The sequence below is a fragment of the Amycolatopsis acidicola genome (genome assembly GCF_007713735.2).
Lineage (GTDB): Bacteria > Actinomycetota > Actinomycetes > Mycobacteriales > Pseudonocardiaceae > Amycolatopsis_E > Amycolatopsis_E acidicola.
The window spans coordinates 26,180-39,763 of sequence record NZ_VMNW02000082.1 but is presented as its reverse complement, the minus strand read 5'-3'; the positions used below and the strand labels follow the sequence as shown (position 1 = coordinate 39,763).

Sequence of the window (13,584 nt, the reverse complement as noted above, 5' to 3'; positions counted from 1 at the left end):
CAGCCGCCCGGCCCGCCTGCCCGGCCGCCGCAGCCGCACCGGACGGCGCCCCGTGTGCGACCGCCGGAGCAGCCGCCGCCCTCGGACGACTACTTCGAGGATCCGTTGTCCCACAAGAACGGCCCGCAACGTCCGCCGAAGCCGCAGCCGCGCCGCCGCCCTCGTGACGACGACGGGGATGACGACGACTACTTCGGCGGCCCCGTGATGCGCTGAGGCGTCCGCCCCCGCGGCCTCGTCGCCGTGGGGGCGTTTTCACGCCTCCCGCAAAAAACTAGAACCTGTTACAGTCGGGCCATGATCCTCGATCGCTTCCGGGTCGACGGCAAGGTCGCCGTGGTCACCGGGTCCGGACGTGGCATCGGCGCCGCCGCCGCGGTCGCGCTGGCCGAAGCCGGCGCCGACGTCGTCCTCTCTTCCCGCACCGAAGAAGACCTCGCGAAGGTGGCCGCGCGCATCGCCGAAACCGGGCGCCGGGCGCACGTCGTCCCGGCCGACCTGAGCGATGCCGCGGCCGTCGCCGCGCTCGCCACGGCGGCGGTGGACACCTTCGGCAGGCTCGACATCGTGGTGAACAACGTCGGCGGCACCCTGCCCCGGCCGTTGCTCGAAAGCACTCCCGAGTTCCTCGAAGAAGCCTTTCGCTTCAACGTTTCCAGCGCGCACGCGCTCACCACCGCGGCCGCCCCGGCGATGCTGGAATCGGGCAGCGGCGCGGTCGTGAACATCTCCTCGAACATGGGCCGCATCGCGGGCCGGGGGTTCGCCGCCTACGGCACCGCGAAGGCCGCGCTCGCGCACTACACGCGGCTGGCGGCCGTGGACCTGGCGCCGAAGATCCGCGTGAACGCCATCGCCGTCGGCTCGGTGGCCACTTCGGCGCTGGACATCGTGGTGGCCAACCCGGAGATCAAGGCGAAAATGGAGGCGGCGACCCCGCTGCACCGCATCGGCGAGCCCGAGGACATCGCCGCCACCGTGGTGTTCCTCGCCTCGTCCGCCGGCGCGTATTTCACCGGCAAAGTCCTGGAAGCCGACGGCGGGTTGCAGATCCCCAACCTCGAACTCGGCCTCCCGGACCTGTGAACTACTAGGACTCGCCCGGGGGTTCGGGCTTGGCGTCGTCCTCCTGCTCCTCGCGCGACTCGGCGCCGACGGTGGCCGGTTCCTTCTCCACCGGCTCGGCTCCCTTGCTCACCAAGGATTCCGGCGCCTCACGCGGCCCACGAGCGCGGGCGAGCACGAAGTACACCAGCGCGCCGAGGAACACGATCCCGGCCGTCAGCACGTTGATCCGCAGGCCGAGCACGTGCGTGGCGTCGTCGGTGCGCATCATCTCGATCCAGAACCGGCCCAGCGTGTAACCCGCGACGTAGAGCGAGAACGCGCGCCCGTGGCCGAGCTTGAACTTCCTGTCCGCCCACACCACGAACCCGGCCACGAGCAGGTTCCAGATCAGCTCGTACAGGAACGTCGGGTGCACCGGGCTCTCCGGCAGCGGGATGTGCCCGAACGCGACCCCGTTCGGCCCCTGGTCGGGGATCGTCGGGTTGCTCGGGTCGAACCGCTGGTAGACCTCCATACCCCAGGGCAGGGTGGTGTGCGCCCCGTACAGCTCCTGGTTGAAGTAGTTGCCGAGCCGCCCGACGGCCTGCGCGACGACGATGCCGGGCGCGATCGCGTCGGCCATCGCGGGCAGCGGCACGCCCTTGCGGCGGCAGCCGATCCACGCGCCGACCGCGCCGAGCGCGATGGCGCCCCAGATGCCGAGGCCGCCGTCCCAGATGTAGAGCGCCTGCACCGGGTTCTTGCCAGGGCCGAAGTAGCGCCAGGAGTCGGTGATGACGTGGTACAGCCGCCCGCCGACCAGGCCGAACGGCACCGCGAACACCGCGATGTCCACCACCGTGCCCTTGGTCCCGCCGCGCTGCACCCAGCGGCGGTCACCCCACCAGATGGCGATGATGATGCCCACGATGATGCACAGGGCATAAGCCCGGATCGGGATCGGGCCGAGATGCCAGACCCCTTGCGACGGGCTAGGGAACGACGCGAGGTAAACGGTCGAGGCGGTATGCACGGGGCCACCGTAACCTGTGTGGGTCACAGCTTCGCGTGAAGCCCGGCAAGTGGACGCCTCAGCCCGAAGTGCGGCCGTTGAGCACGGCCGAACCGGCGGCGAGGACGCAGCCGAGGGCGAACACCACGGTCAGCCACACCGGCCCGCCCCGCAGCCCGTTCCACACGGCGGCAGCCGCCGAGAGCACGGACACGAGGATGTTCCGGACCTGCAGTGGAGTCGGTTTCGCCATGCGCGCAGCCTTTCACGGCTCTCGGTGTGACCTGCGCCGGCCTCAGGCCGCGACGGGCTGCCGCACGCCTTCGGCCAACTCGGCCGTCAGCGCACGCACGGCTTCGGGGCCCTCGGCCGCCTTCGTCACCAGCGCGGAGCCGACGATGACCGCGTCCGCGAACCCGGCGACCTCCGCCGCCTGCTCACGCGAACGCACACCGAGGCCGACGCCGACAGGCAGGTCCGTGTGCGTGCGAGTGCGCCGGACCAGCTCGGCCGCGCCGGAACCCACCTTGTCCCGCGCGCCGGTCACACCCATGACCGCCGCCGCGTAGATGAAGCCCGACGAGGACCTGGCCACCAGGTCGATCCGCTCCTCGGGAGAAGCCGGGGCGACGAGGAAGATCCGGTCCAGCCCGTGCTCGTCCGAAGCGACCATCCAGTCGGCCGCCTCGTCCGGGATCAGGTCCGGGGTGATCATGCCGAGCCCGCCAGCCGCGGCGAGATCGCGCGCGAAGGCGTCGACCCCGTAGCGGCGCACCGGGTTCCAGTACGTCATCACGACCGCGCGGCCGCCGCGCTTCGAGACGGACTCGACCACCTCGAACAGCTGCCGCAACCGGAAACCGTCCTTGAGCGCGGAGTCCGCGGCGAGCTGGATGGTGGGGCCGTCCAGCACCGGGTCCGAATAGGGCACGCCGACCTCGACCAGGTCCGCGCCGCCGTCGATCATCGCGGCGAGCGCGTCCTTCGAGCCCTCGACGCCCGGGTAACCGGCGGGCAGGTAGCCGACCAGCGCGGCGCGCTTCTCGCTCCGGGTCTGCTCGAACAAGGCTTTGAGCGTCACGCGTCTACCAATCCGAAGTACTTCGCCGCGGTGTCCATGTCCTTGTCACCCCGACCGGACAGGTTCACCACGATCAGCGCCTCACGGCCGAGCTCCCGGCCCAGCTGGATGGCACCGGCCAGCGCGTGCGCCGACTCGATCGCCGGGATGATCCCTTCGGTCCGCGACAGGAGCTTGAACGCCTCCATCGCCTGCGCGTCGGTGATCGGCCGGTACTCCGCCCGCCCGCTGTCCTTCAGCCACGCGTGCTCCGGCCCGACGCCCGGGTAGTCCAGGCCGGCCGAGATCGAGTGCGACTCGATCGTCTGGCCGTCCTCGTCCTGCAGCAGGTACGACATCGCGCCGTGCAGGTTGCCCGGCGTGCCTTCGGTGAGGGTGGCGCCGTGACGGCCCGTCTCCACGCCGTCGCCGCCCGGCTCCAGGCCGACGAGCCGGACGTCAGGGTCGTCGATGAAGCCGTGGAAGATGCCGATCGCGTTGGACCCGCCGCCGACACAGGCCGCGACGGCGTCCGGCAGGCGGCCCGTCTGCTCCAGGACCTGGGCCCTGGCCTCCTCGCCGATGATCTTGTGGAAGTTGCGCACCATCATCGGGAACGGCGACGGCCCGGCCGCGGTGCCGAACAGGTAGTGCGTGGTGTCCGCGTTCGCGACCCAGTCCCGCAGCGTCTCGTTGATCGCGTCCTTGAGCGTGCGCGAACCGGATTTCACCGGCACGACCTCGGCGCCGAGCAACCGCATCCGCGCCACGTTCAGCGCCTGGCGCTCGGTGTCGACCTCGCCCATGTAGACGACGCACTCCAGGCCCAGCAGCGCGCAGGCGGTGGCGGCGGCCACGCCGTGCTGGCCGGCCCCGGTCTCCGCGATGACCCGCGTCTTGCCCATCCGCTTGGTGAGCAGCGCCTGACCCAGCACGTTGTTGATCTTGTGAGACCCGGTGTGGTTCAGGTCCTCGCGCTTGAGGAAGATCCGCGCCCCGCCGGCGTGCTCGCCGAACCGGGGTGCCTCCGTGAGCAGCGACGGCCGGTTCGCGTAGTCGCGCAGCAACCGGTTCAGCTCGTTGACGTAGTCCGGGTCGAGCCTGGCCTTCTCGTACTCGGCCGCCACCTCGTCGACGACGCCGATCAGCGCCTCCGGCATGAACCGCCCGCCGTACGGGCCGTAGTAGCCGCGCTCGTCCGGGTCGTGCTCGTTGCGCTCCTCGGGCTGAATGCTCATCGGCTCGGCCTCGGGCACGCGGGGTGCGAACCGGCGGTGACCAGCTTGACCAGTGAGCCCTTCGGGTCACCCGAAGCGACCAGGCCTTCGCCGACCAGCACCGCGTCCGCGCCGTGCCCGGCGTAGGCCATCAGGTCGCCGGGGCCGCGCACCCCGGACTCGGCCACCTTGGTCACGTCGAACGGCAGCCCGGGGGCGATCCGCCCGAACACGTCCCGGTCCACCTCGAGGGTGTGCAGGTTGCGCGCGTTGATGCCGATGATCTGGGCCCCGGCCTCGAGCGCCCTGTCCGCCTCCTCGGCGTTGTGCACCTCGACCAGCGCGGCCATGCCCAGTGACTCGACCCTGTCGAGCAGCGAGACCAGCGCGTTCTGCTCCAGCGCCGCGACGATCAGCAGGACCATGTCGGCGCCGTGCGCCCTGGCCTCGTGCACCTGGTAGGGGCTGACGATGAAGTCCTTGCGCAGCAAGGGAACGTCGACCACCGAGCGGACCGCGTCGAAGTCGGCGAGCGAGCCGCCGAACCGGCGCTGCTCGGTGAGCACACTGATCACCCGCGCGCCCGCTTCCTCGTAGTCCTTGGCGAGCGCGGCCGGGTCGGCGATCTGCGCCAGGTCGCCCTTCGACGGACTGCGGCGCTTCACCTCCGCGATCACGCCGATCGACGACTCACGCAGCGCACCCATGGCGTCACGCGCCGGGGCCGCCTTGGCGGCGAGCCGCTTCAGTTCGTCGAACGGGAGGGCCTTCTCACGCTCGGCGAGGTCGGCACGGACTCCTTCGACGATTTCTTCGAGAACACTCATCAGACGGCTCCGTTCCCGGAGGCATCCAAGTTTTCACTCGAAAGCTCGCTCACAAACACCTTCCCCTTCCCGCAGAAAAGATGCTAACTCGCCGGGAATCCCGAGCCGGTCCCGGGTCGAACATGCCGTGGTTAGGGCGAAAGCCGCCGTGATCACCACGACGTGCGGAACACTCCGCGTGACCTGCCGGAGCTACTTGGTGGGATCTTCGCCTTCCGACAGCGCCTCCCAGAGTTCGGTGTCAGGGTCGCGGGCCTTCTTCCGCTCGCCCGGCGCGGAGTACTTCGCGCCGAGCCGCGGCATGCTGCCCGCCTTCCTGGTAGCCAGTAACCCGCCGAGGATCACCAGAATTCCGCCCAGCAGCGCGAGCCCCCGGCCGGTGTAGATCGCCCCCACCGGCGCGCCAGCGGGATAACCGCCGAAGGAAAAGCCGTCCACCGCGACCCAGCAGGCGGCCAGCCCGGCCAGCGCCAGCACCACGCCGAGCACGCGCCGCGGCCAGCCACCGGTGGCGATCATCCCGGCGACCCCGGCGAGCGCGAGCACCGCCAGCGGCACCAGCGCGCCGGAGTGCTCGGCGCCGGTTTGCTTGTCCAGCACCATTCCGCGCACCCCGGCGTCACGCAGGGTGGCCGACCACACCAGGCGCGAGGAACCCCACAGCGCCGCCGCCCCGAGGAGCAGCGCCGCCACGATCGTCCACAGTGGACGCTTAGACGCCGGCGCTGTCATTTGCCGGATCCAGCGCCCGCGCGGGGGCCATCGTCTGCGCGGCGGCGACCGCCGACAGCACCGTGCGGGCCTTGTTGAGCGATTCGTTGTCCTCGTAGTCGGCCACCGAGTCGGCGACCACGCCGCCACCGGCCTGGACGTAGGCGATGCCGTCCTTCACCAGCGCCGTGCGGATGGCGATCGCCGTGTCGGCGTCACCCGCGAAGTCCAGGTACCCGACCACGCCGCCGTACAGCCCGCGGCGCACCGGTTCCAGTTCCTCGATCAGCTCCATCGCGCGGACCTTCGGCGCCCCGGACAGCGTGCCCGCGGGGAAGCAGGAGGCCACGGCGTCGAACGCCGTGCAGTCGTCCCGCAGCTCGCCGGTGACCGTGGACACGATGTGCATCACGTGGCTGTAGCGCTCGATGGTGAAGAAGTCCAGCACGCGCACGGTGCCCGGCTTGCACACCCGGCCGAGGTCGTTGCGGCCGAGATCGACGAGCATCAGGTGCTCGGCGCGCTCCTTCTCGTCGGCGAGGAGGTCCTTCGCCAGCTGCGCGTCCTCCTCCGGGTCCACCCCGCGCCAGCGGGTGCCGGCGATCGGATGCGTGGTGGCCCTGCCGTCGCGCACCGTGACCAGCGACTCGGGGCTGGAGCCGACGATGTCGAAACCCTCCAGCCGCAGCAGGTACATGTACGGGCTCGGGTTGGACGTGCGCAGCACGCGATAGATGTCCAGCGCGTCCGCCTCGGTGGCCATCTCGAACCGCTGCGAGGGCACGATTTGGAAGGCCTCGCCCGCCTTGATCGCCTCGACGGCCTTGTTCACGGCCTCGTGGTACTCGGCCTTGGCGCGGCGGCGGGTGAACTCCGGCGCCGGGCGCTCGAACACCGCCGTGGTGGACGGCGCGGCCGCGCGCAGCTGCTCCGTCATGTGCTCCAGGCGGCGCACCGCGTCGTCGTACGCGGCGTCCACGCGCTCCGGGGAGTCGTCCCAGTTGACCGCGTTCGCGATCAGCGTGACCGTGCCCTCGTGGTGGTCGAAGGCCGCGAGGTCGGTGGCCAGGAGCATCGTCACCTCGGGGATGTCGATGTCCTTCTCGGCCAGCTCGGGCAGCTTCTCCAGCCAGCGGACCGCGTCGTAGCCGAGGTAGCCGACCATCCCGCCGGTGAGCGGGGGCAGGCCGGGCAGCGGCTCGGTGTGCAGCGCGGCGACCGTCTCGCGCAGGACCGTCAGCGGGTCGCCCTCGGTGGGGAGCCCGACCGGCGGAGTGCCGGTCCACACCGCCTTACCGTCGGCGACGGTCAGCGCCGCCGGGCTGCGTACGCCGACGAACGACCATCGCGACCAGGACTGCCCGTTCTCCGCCGATTCGAAGAGGAAGGTGCCGGGCCGGTCCGCCGCCAGCTTGCGGTACACGCCGACCGGGGTCTCCCCGTCGGCGAGCAACCGCCGGACCACCGGGATGACCCGGCGGCCCTCGGCCAGCGCGCGGAACTCGTCCCGGGCGGGGCTCACGGAACCGAGCCCGCCGGACGCGGAATTCGCGGAGTGGACAGTGACCATGACCGCCATTGTGCCGCTCCCGGCGGTACGGCCCGGCACCGGGCGCTAATTCACGCTGTGTTGAATTTTGTGGCGGCGCGCGTCATCATGGAGGGTATGCGCACCATCGACGAACAACCGCCCGGCGGCAAACGCCGCGGGCGCCGCCCCGGCGGACAGGACACCCGCACCGCCCTCATCGCCGCCGCCCGCGAGGTGTTCTCCGAGAACGGCTACGACGGGGCGACGGTGCGCGCCATCGCCTCGCGGGCCGGGGTGGACGCGGCGATGGTCAACCACTGGTTCGGCGGCAAGGACGCCCTGTTCGCCACCGCCGTACTGGAGCTGCCCTTCGATCCGGCCGAGGTCGTCAGTGCGCTCCTCGAGGGCGAGGTGGACACCCTCGGGGAGCGCATCGTGCGGCGTTTCGTGACCACCTGGGACGCCACCGACGGCGGTTCTTTCCCGGCCCTGATCAGGAGCCTGGCCAGTCACGACAAGGCAGCGCTGGCGCTGCGGAACTTCCTCATCGAGAACATCCTCAACCGGGTCATCGACCGGATCGAAGCGGATCACCCCCAGCTGCGAGCGGGACTCTGCGCGTCCCAGCTCATCGGACTCGGCATGGTGCGGTATGTCGCGGAGTTCGAACCGCTGAGCTCAGCGGAGATCGAGTGGCTCGCCACCGCGGTCGGCCCGACGATGCAGCGTTACCTGACCGGCGAACTCGAGCTGCCGCGTTCGAATTGACTCCCCTCAGCCCGCCAGCTCACTTTCCCCGTTTCGCCGGGCGGCCAGGCCCAGCCTCTGCATAGCGCGGTCCACATCGTTCGCGTGCTCCACGGCGATGCGCTCCGCGGCACGCACCGAGAACTGCGCCGCCTCCACGAACTGGCGCAGATCCGCGGAATCCGTGGTGGAGAGCTCACCGGGATTGTCCATGTCCGCCTGCATCACCTCCTCCACCGCGGCCTCCACCGACAGCAGCTCGGCCATCACGTCGTCGATCCTGGCCACCAAGTGCCGCGCCCTACCGCGCAATTGTTCGTAATAGCACCGCGTATCGCTCATGGGAACACCTTTCGAAAGTCGGAGACTGTTGCCGAACATATTCCCGAACATCGGGACGGTTGGCAACGAATCAGACCACGAGCGGCGAAGTTCACCCAGAAGAGGGTGACGAAACGCTGCCGGGCGAGCGGCAGGATCAGAGAATTCCCTTGGCGCGCAAGGGAAAGCGTGTCAGCTCTCGTCGGCGAGCAGAAGCCGCTCGGCGGAGTCGAAACAGCTGTGCGTCCCGGTGTGACAGGCGGGCCCGGTCTGGTCCACCCGCACCAGCACCGTGTCCCCGTCGCAGTCCAGCCGGACCTCGCGGACGTGCTGCACGTGCCCCGAGGTCTCCCCCTTGACCCACAACTCGTTGCGGCTGCGCGAAAAGTACGTGCCCCGGCGGGTGGCCAGTGTGCGCTCGAGCGCCTCGTCGTTCATCCACGCGACCATCAGCACGTCACCCGTCGCGTGCTCCACCACCACGGCGCACACCAGCCCGGCATCGTTGCGCTTGAGCCGCGCGGAAAGTTCGGGGTCCAGGCTCATGCGGCGTCTCCCAGCAGATACCGGCGCACCGGGCCGGAGTTCAACAGCACCCACGTGTAGATGTAGCCGATCGCCAGCACGGCCGAAAACAGCTTCAGCAGCAACACGGAACCGGCCAGCAGCAGGAAAGCGTGCAGCAGCCCCAAAAGCGCCGCCACGACGAACCCGAGTATCCGCGAGGACGGCATCTTCAACGCCAGCCCGCCCGCGACGAGACCGCCGAGCAGCACGCTGGCCACCGGCGTGATCAGGGTGCGCGGCGAAGCGTCGGACGTGGTCACGATGACCACGCACAGCACCAGGTATGCGAGCCCGAGGCCGACCAGCAGCGCGATGGCCAGCTTCACCTCGACCGCGACCCGCCAGGACGAGAGCTTCACCGGATCTCGACTCCTCCGGCGCGCAGCGCGTCCTTCACCTGGCCGATCTTCAACTGTCCGAAGTGGAACACGCTGGCGGCCAGCACCGCGTCCGCGCCGGCCCGCACGGCCGGCAGGAAATGCTCGACCGCGCCCGCGCCACCACTGGCGATCACCGGCACCCGCACCACCTTGCGGGTCAGCTCGATCAGCTCCAGGTCGAACCCGTTCTTGGTGCCGTCGGCGTCCATCGAGTTGAGCAGGATCTCGCCCACGCCCAGCTCTTCGCCACGCTCGGCCCATTCCACGGCGTCGATCCCGGTGCCCTTGCGGCCACCGTGCGTGGTCACCTCGAAGCCCGAGGGCGTCTGCTCGCCGCCCTCGGGCACGCGACGCGCGTCGACCGACAGCACGATGCACTGCGCCCCGAACCGCTGCGACGCCTCACGAAGCAGCTCCGGGCGGGCGATCGCGGCCGTGTTGACGCTCACCTTGTCCGCGCCCGCACGCAGCAGGCGGTTCACGTCGTCGCAGGACCGCACGCCTCCGCCGACGGTGAGCGGGATGAACACCTGCTCGGCCGTGCGGCGCACCACGTCGAAAGTCGTCTCGCGGTTGCCCGAAGACGCGGTGACGTCCAGGAAGGTGAGCTCGTCGGCACCCTCCGCGTCGTAGGCGCGCGCGAGCTCCACCGGGTCACCGGCGTCACGCAGGTCGGCGAAGTTGACGCCCTTCACCACCCGCCCGGCGTCGACGTCCAGACAGGGGATGACTCTCACCGCAACGGACATGCTCCCAGCGTACTGTCCGTGCGAACGCGCTTAGGATCGCGGCATGGCAAGAGCGGGGCGGCGGCCGGGGCCGAACGAGACCAGGGAGCAGATCGTCGCCGCGGCCCGGACGCAGTTCGCGGAACAGGGCTACGACGGCGCGACGATCCGCGGTATCGCCGCGGCGGCGGGGGTGAACGCCGCGCTGCTGCACCATTTCTTCGGCACCAAACAGCAGTTGTTCGTGGCGGCGATGAACTTCCCGGTGAACCCGGTCGACGAACTGCCCCGGCTGCTGGCGGGCCCGCCGGGCGAGCTCGGCGAGCGGATCGTGCGGCTGTTCCTGGGGCTGTGGGCGGAGGAACGCTCCCGCGAGCCGTTCCTGGCCATCCTCCGCTCGGTCACCGGCAACGAGCAGGCGGCCACCATGATGCGCCAGTTCCTGACCAGGGTCGTGCTCAGCAAGGTGGCCGAAAGCCGTGGCGTGCCGCCGATCCGGGCCGCCGCGGTGGCGTCCCAGCTGATCGGGCTGGTGCTGCTGCGCCACGTCGTGCGCGTGCCCCCGCTGGCGGACGCGGACGACGAGGAACTGGTGGCGCTGGTCGCGCCTGTCGTCCAGTCCTATCTCACTCCCTGACATAGGGTCGTGACGTGTGGTGGGGATTGCTGTGCGCGCTGGTCGCGGCCGTGGCGTACGGGGTGGCGTCGGTCTTCCAGGCTGTCGCGGCCCGCTCGGTGGAGACCAGTGAGCACGGCGTCGACCCGCGGCTGCTCGTGCGCGTGCTCAAACAGTGGCGGTACGTGCTCGGGCTGGGCATGGACACGTTGGGGTTCGTCGCGCAGTTGATCGCGTTGCGCTCCTTGCCGCTTTTCGTGGTGCAGGCGGCGCTTGCGGCGAGCCTGGCGGTGACAGCGGTCGCGGCGATCGCGATCGGCGCGCGGCTCGGCCGTCGCGAATGGACGGCCGTGGTGTTCGTCTGCGTGGGCTTGGCATTGCTGGGAATCTCGGCGGAGAGCGAAGGTTCGACGCCCGTCGGGCTGACGTTCCACATCGGACTCGCGGTGGCCACCGTCGTGCTGGGCGCCTTGGGCGTGCTCGCGGGCCGCACCCCGGAAAAGCTGCGCAGCCCCGCGCTCGGGTTGGTCGCCGGGCTCTGTTTCGGGATGGTCGCGCTCGCCGGACGCGTGGTGTCGACGAGCAGTCTGATGGCGGTGCTGACAGATCCCGCCGCGTACACGGTCGCCGCCGCGGGCGCGCTGGCGATGTTGTTCTTCGCCTCCTCGTTGCAGCGCGGAAGCGTCACCACCGCGACGGCACTGATGGTGGTCGGCGAGACGGTGCTGCCTTCGCTGATCGGCGTGCTGGCGCTCGGCGACACGACCAGGGCCGGGTTCGGCGCCGTCGCCGTGTGCGGGTTCGTCCTCGCGGTCGCGGCGGCGCTGTCACTGGCCAGGTTCGGCGAAGTCTGAGTCCGTCCGGTCTTGACCCGGGTCACGGTCCGCGCGCAGAATTAAACGCATGGCTAATTCGGCCGTCGTCGTCGACGGGCTGCGAGTGGTGCGAGGCGGGCGCGAAGTCGTCCGCGGGGTGGCGTGCGAGGTGCCGCGCGGGGTGATCACCGGGCTGCTCGGGCCGAGCGGGTGCGGGAAGACCACGTTGCTGCGCTCGATCGTCGGCGTGCAGATCGTCGCCGGTGGCACCGTGACGGTGCTCGGCCTGCCCGCGGGCAGCAAGGCGTTGCGGCGCAAGATCGGTTATGCCACACAGAGTCCGGCGATCTACGCCGATCTGACGGTGACGGAGGCGCTGCGGTATTTCGCCGCGGTACTGGGCGCGCCTGAGTCCGATGTGGACAGAGTGATCACGGAAGTGGGGCTGGACGGCGAGGCGCACAGCCTCGTCGGCAACCTTTCCGGCGGGCAGCACAGCCGCGCGAACCTCGGGATCGCGTTGCTCGGCAACCCGGAGCTGCTGGTGCTCGACGAGCCGACGGTCGGGCTGGACCCGGTGCTGCGCGACACGTTGTGGGAGCTGTTCCGCGAACTCGCCGCGGGCGGCACGACGCTGCTCGTCTCCAGTCATGTGATGGACGAAGCCGCGCGATGCGACCGGTTGCTGCTCATGCGCGACGGCAGGCTGCTGGCCGACCAGTCCCCCGCCGAACTGCGCGAGCGCACCGGCGCGGTGGATCTGGAGCAGGCTTTCCTGCGGCTGATCCGAGAGCAGGAGGCGGCACGCTCATGAACCCGTCGATCACACTCGCCACCGCGCGGCGGATCCTCACCCAGCTTCGGCACGATCCGCGCACCGTCGTGATGCTCATCGTGGTGCCGTCGCTGCTGATGGTGCTGCTGCGCTACGTGTTCAACTCGCAGCCGATGTTCAGCCACGCGGCGCCGGCGCTGCTCGGGGTCTTCCCGTTCACGATCATGTTCCTGATCACCTCGATCACCACGCTGCGCGAACGCACCAGCGGCACGCTGGAGCGGCTGATGACGTTGCCGCTGGGCAAACTGGATCTGCTGTTCGGGTATGCGCTGGCTTTCGGGCTGCTCGCGGTGCTGCAGGTGGCGGTGGCTGCGGGGCTCTCGCTCGCCTGGCTGGGCCTGGACATCCAGGGGTCGTGGTGGCTGCTGTTGCTGATCGCCGTGCTGGACGCGTTGCTGGGGATGGCGCTCGGGTTGTTCGTCAGTGCCTTCGCCCGCACCGAGTTCCAGGCGATCCAGTTCATGCCGGTGTTCGTGCTGCCGCAGATCCTGTTGTGCGGGCTGTTCGCCGCGCGGGACTCGATGGGGTGGGTGCTGCACTGGCTGTCGAACGTGATGCCGCTTTCCTACGCCGTGGAGGCGCTGGGCCGGGTGACCGGATCGTCCACTGTGGACCTCACGCTGGTGCGGGATCTGGTGATCGTCGCCTGCTGTGTGCTGCTGGCGCTGGTGCTCGGTGCGGCCACGTTGCGGCGCCGGACGCCGTGATCCGGGCTATTTTGGGCGCTATGAATGCTGAGGCGCGACGACTGGGCGACGAGAAGTACGTGTTGCTGACCACCTACCGCAAGGACGGGACGCCGGTGGGCACGCCGGTGTGGCTCGCGGGTGAGGGTGATGAGCTGGTGCTGTGGACCGAGCGGCAGTCGGGCAAGGTCAAACGCATCCGCCGGGACGGCAAGGTGCAGGTGCAGGCGTGCGACTTCCGCGGGAGCAAGACGCACGGGCCCGCGGTGGCCGGCCAGGCCCGCCTGCTCGACGCGGCGGATACGGAGCGCGTGCGGCGCGCGATCGAGCGGAAGTACGGCATCGTCGGCCGCGTGACGATGTTCTTCAGCCGGCTCCGCGGGCCGGAGGACCGCACGGTCGGTATCGCGATCGCGCTGGAGGCCTGAGTTCTCGAGGGTTGCGAGTTCTCGAGGGTTGCGGCTGCGACTCCGCCGCCACG

Annotated in this window: 18 protein-coding genes and 1 pseudogene; 8 read left to right on the top strand and 11 right to left on the bottom strand. The window is 70.2% G+C overall.

Going from position 1 to position 13,584, the window contains the following annotated elements:
- Together FPZ12_RS45830 and FPZ12_RS36025 are read left to right on the top strand one after the other, a co-directional pair.
- Positions 1 to 216: pseudogene (locus FPZ12_RS45830) on the top strand (hypothetical protein); the annotation flags it as partial.
- Positions 217 to 297: 81 nt separating this feature from the next.
- Positions 298 to 1,086, top strand: a complete 789-nt coding sequence (locus FPZ12_RS36025) for an SDR family oxidoreductase (RefSeq protein WP_144756669.1) — start codon at positions 298 to 300, stop codon at positions 1,084 to 1,086.
- 4 nt (positions 1,087 to 1,090) lie between these two features.
- Here the strand turns inward: FPZ12_RS36025 and lgt are convergent, their stop codons facing one another.
- The 7 genes from lgt to FPZ12_RS35995 form a co-directional block, all read right to left on the bottom strand.
- Positions 1,091 to 2,080, bottom strand: coding sequence for a prolipoprotein diacylglyceryl transferase (gene lgt, locus FPZ12_RS36020; protein WP_144756667.1), 990 nt, complete (start codon positions 2,078 to 2,080; stop codon positions 1,091 to 1,093).
- A gap of 58 nt (positions 2,081 to 2,138) precedes the next feature.
- Positions 2,139 to 2,312 carry a hypothetical protein gene (locus FPZ12_RS45825; RefSeq protein ID WP_166463015.1) on the bottom strand — a complete coding sequence of 58 codons (174 nt, stop codon included), beginning with the start codon at positions 2,310 to 2,312 and terminating at the stop codon, positions 2,139 to 2,141.
- A gap of 42 nt (positions 2,313 to 2,354) precedes the next feature.
- Complete coding sequence (gene trpA / locus FPZ12_RS36015; protein ID WP_144756665.1) at positions 2,355 to 3,140, bottom strand: tryptophan synthase subunit alpha; 786 nt, start codon at positions 3,138 to 3,140, stop codon at positions 2,355 to 2,357.
- Complete coding sequence (gene trpB, locus FPZ12_RS36010; RefSeq protein WP_166463014.1) at positions 3,137 to 4,375, bottom strand: tryptophan synthase subunit beta; 1,239 nt, start codon at positions 4,373 to 4,375, stop codon at positions 3,137 to 3,139. The genes trpA and trpB overlap by 4 nt, the downstream gene beginning before the upstream one ends.
- A complete protein-coding gene (gene trpC, locus FPZ12_RS36005; RefSeq protein ID WP_144756661.1) occupies positions 4,354 to 5,163 on the bottom strand; it encodes an indole-3-glycerol phosphate synthase TrpC in 810 nt (269 codons plus the stop codon). Before trpC ends, trpB begins: the two co-directional genes overlap by 22 nt.
- A 192-nt stretch (positions 5,164 to 5,355) precedes the next feature.
- A complete protein-coding gene (locus FPZ12_RS36000; protein ID WP_144756659.1) occupies positions 5,356 to 5,895 on the bottom strand; it encodes a Trp biosynthesis-associated membrane protein in 540 nt (179 codons plus the stop codon).
- Positions 5,876 to 7,444 (bottom strand): anthranilate synthase component I, encoded by a 1,569-nt coding sequence (locus FPZ12_RS35995; RefSeq protein WP_144756657.1) that lies wholly within the window; start codon positions 7,442 to 7,444, stop codon positions 5,876 to 5,878. Before FPZ12_RS35995 ends, FPZ12_RS36000 begins: the two co-directional genes overlap by 20 nt.
- Before the next feature lie 96 nt (positions 7,445 to 7,540).
- On the opposite strand from FPZ12_RS35995, the gene FPZ12_RS35990 reads away from it, so the two are divergent.
- Positions 7,541 to 8,173: a TetR/AcrR family transcriptional regulator gene (locus FPZ12_RS35990; RefSeq protein ID WP_144756655.1), complete on the top strand. Its 633-nt coding sequence runs from the start codon at positions 7,541 to 7,543 to the stop codon at positions 8,171 to 8,173.
- 6 nt (positions 8,174 to 8,179) lie between these two features.
- Here the strand turns inward: FPZ12_RS35990 and FPZ12_RS35985 are convergent, their stop codons facing one another.
- From FPZ12_RS35985 to hisF, 4 genes are all read right to left on the bottom strand, one after another.
- Positions 8,180 to 8,494, bottom strand: a complete 315-nt coding sequence (locus FPZ12_RS35985) for a hypothetical protein (RefSeq protein WP_144756653.1) — start codon at positions 8,492 to 8,494, stop codon at positions 8,180 to 8,182.
- 171 nt (positions 8,495 to 8,665) lie between these two features.
- Positions 8,666 to 9,019, bottom strand: coding sequence for a phosphoribosyl-AMP cyclohydrolase (gene hisI / locus FPZ12_RS35980; RefSeq protein ID WP_144756651.1), 354 nt, complete (start codon positions 9,017 to 9,019; stop codon positions 8,666 to 8,668).
- A complete protein-coding gene (locus FPZ12_RS35975) occupies positions 9,016 to 9,399 on the bottom strand; it encodes a hypothetical protein (protein WP_144756649.1) in 384 nt (127 codons plus the stop codon). The genes hisI and FPZ12_RS35975 overlap by 4 nt, the downstream gene beginning before the upstream one ends.
- Complete coding sequence (gene hisF / locus FPZ12_RS35970) at positions 9,396 to 10,169, bottom strand: imidazole glycerol phosphate synthase subunit HisF (RefSeq protein WP_144756647.1); 774 nt, start codon at positions 10,167 to 10,169, stop codon at positions 9,396 to 9,398. The genes FPZ12_RS35975 and hisF overlap by 4 nt, the downstream gene beginning before the upstream one ends.
- 43 nt (positions 10,170 to 10,212) lie before the next feature.
- Between hisF and FPZ12_RS35965 the strand changes: the two genes are divergently transcribed.
- Genes FPZ12_RS35965 through FPZ12_RS35945 form a run of 5 tightly spaced genes read left to right on the top strand, consistent with a single transcriptional unit; the run spans position 10,213 to position 13,531 of the window.
- On the top strand, positions 10,213 to 10,785 hold the full coding sequence (locus FPZ12_RS35965; protein ID WP_144756645.1) for a TetR/AcrR family transcriptional regulator: 573 nt from the start codon (positions 10,213 to 10,215) through the stop codon (positions 10,783 to 10,785).
- 14 nt (positions 10,786 to 10,799) lie between these two features.
- On the top strand, positions 10,800 to 11,618 hold the full coding sequence (locus FPZ12_RS35960; RefSeq protein ID WP_144756643.1) for a DMT family transporter: 819 nt from the start codon (positions 10,800 to 10,802) through the stop codon (positions 11,616 to 11,618).
- Between the two features lie 49 nt (positions 11,619 to 11,667).
- Entirely contained in the window at positions 11,668 to 12,393 is a 726-nt protein-coding gene (locus tag FPZ12_RS35955; protein ID WP_144756641.1) for an ABC transporter ATP-binding protein, read from the top strand.
- A complete protein-coding gene (locus FPZ12_RS35950) occupies positions 12,390 to 13,124 on the top strand; it encodes an ABC transporter permease (protein ID WP_144756639.1) in 735 nt (244 codons plus the stop codon). Before FPZ12_RS35955 ends, FPZ12_RS35950 begins: the two co-directional genes overlap by 4 nt.
- Positions 13,125 to 13,144: 20 nt before the next feature.
- Positions 13,145 to 13,531, top strand: coding sequence for a PPOX class F420-dependent oxidoreductase (locus tag FPZ12_RS35945; protein WP_144756637.1), 387 nt, complete (start codon positions 13,145 to 13,147; stop codon positions 13,529 to 13,531).
- Positions 13,532 to 13,584 lie beyond the last annotated feature (53 nt).

What these genes read in the sequence shown, in the direction of transcription:
- FPZ12_RS35955 (WP_144756641.1), top strand. Translation starts at nt 11,668, where the DNA reads ATGGCTAATTCGGCCGTCGTCGTCGACGGGCTGCGAGTGGTGCGAGGC.
- hisI (WP_144756651.1), bottom strand. Translation starts at nt 9,019, where the DNA reads ATGAGCCTGGACCCCGAACTTTCCGCGCGGCTCAAGCGCAACGATGCC.
- FPZ12_RS35945 (WP_144756637.1), top strand. Translation starts at nt 13,145, where the DNA reads ATGAATGCTGAGGCGCGACGACTGGGCGACGAGAAGTACGTGTTGCTG.
- trpC (WP_144756661.1), bottom strand. Translation starts at nt 5,163, where the DNA reads ATGAGTGTTCTCGAAGAAATCGTCGAAGGAGTCCGTGCCGACCTCGCC.
- FPZ12_RS45825 (WP_166463015.1), bottom strand. Translation starts at nt 2,312, where the DNA reads ATGGCGAAACCGACTCCACTGCAGGTCCGGAACATCCTCGTGTCCGTG.
- FPZ12_RS35985 (WP_144756653.1), bottom strand. Translation starts at nt 8,494, where the DNA reads ATGAGCGATACGCGGTGCTATTACGAACAATTGCGCGGTAGGGCGCGG.
- FPZ12_RS35990 (WP_144756655.1), top strand. Translation starts at nt 7,541, where the DNA reads ATGCGCACCATCGACGAACAACCGCCCGGCGGCAAACGCCGCGGGCGC.
- FPZ12_RS36025 (WP_144756669.1), top strand. Translation starts at nt 298, where the DNA reads ATGATCCTCGATCGCTTCCGGGTCGACGGCAAGGTCGCCGTGGTCACC.
- FPZ12_RS35950 (WP_144756639.1), top strand. Translation starts at nt 12,390, where the DNA reads ATGAACCCGTCGATCACACTCGCCACCGCGCGGCGGATCCTCACCCAG.
- FPZ12_RS36000 (WP_144756659.1), bottom strand. Translation starts at nt 5,895, where the DNA reads ATGACAGCGCCGGCGTCTAAGCGTCCACTGTGGACGATCGTGGCGGCG.
- FPZ12_RS35965 (WP_144756645.1), top strand. Translation starts at nt 10,213, where the DNA reads ATGGCAAGAGCGGGGCGGCGGCCGGGGCCGAACGAGACCAGGGAGCAG.
- hisF (WP_144756647.1), bottom strand. Translation starts at nt 10,169, where the DNA reads ATGTCCGTTGCGGTGAGAGTCATCCCCTGTCTGGACGTCGACGCCGGG.
- FPZ12_RS35995 (WP_144756657.1), bottom strand. Translation starts at nt 7,444, where the DNA reads ATGGTCACTGTCCACTCCGCGAATTCCGCGTCCGGCGGGCTCGGTTCC.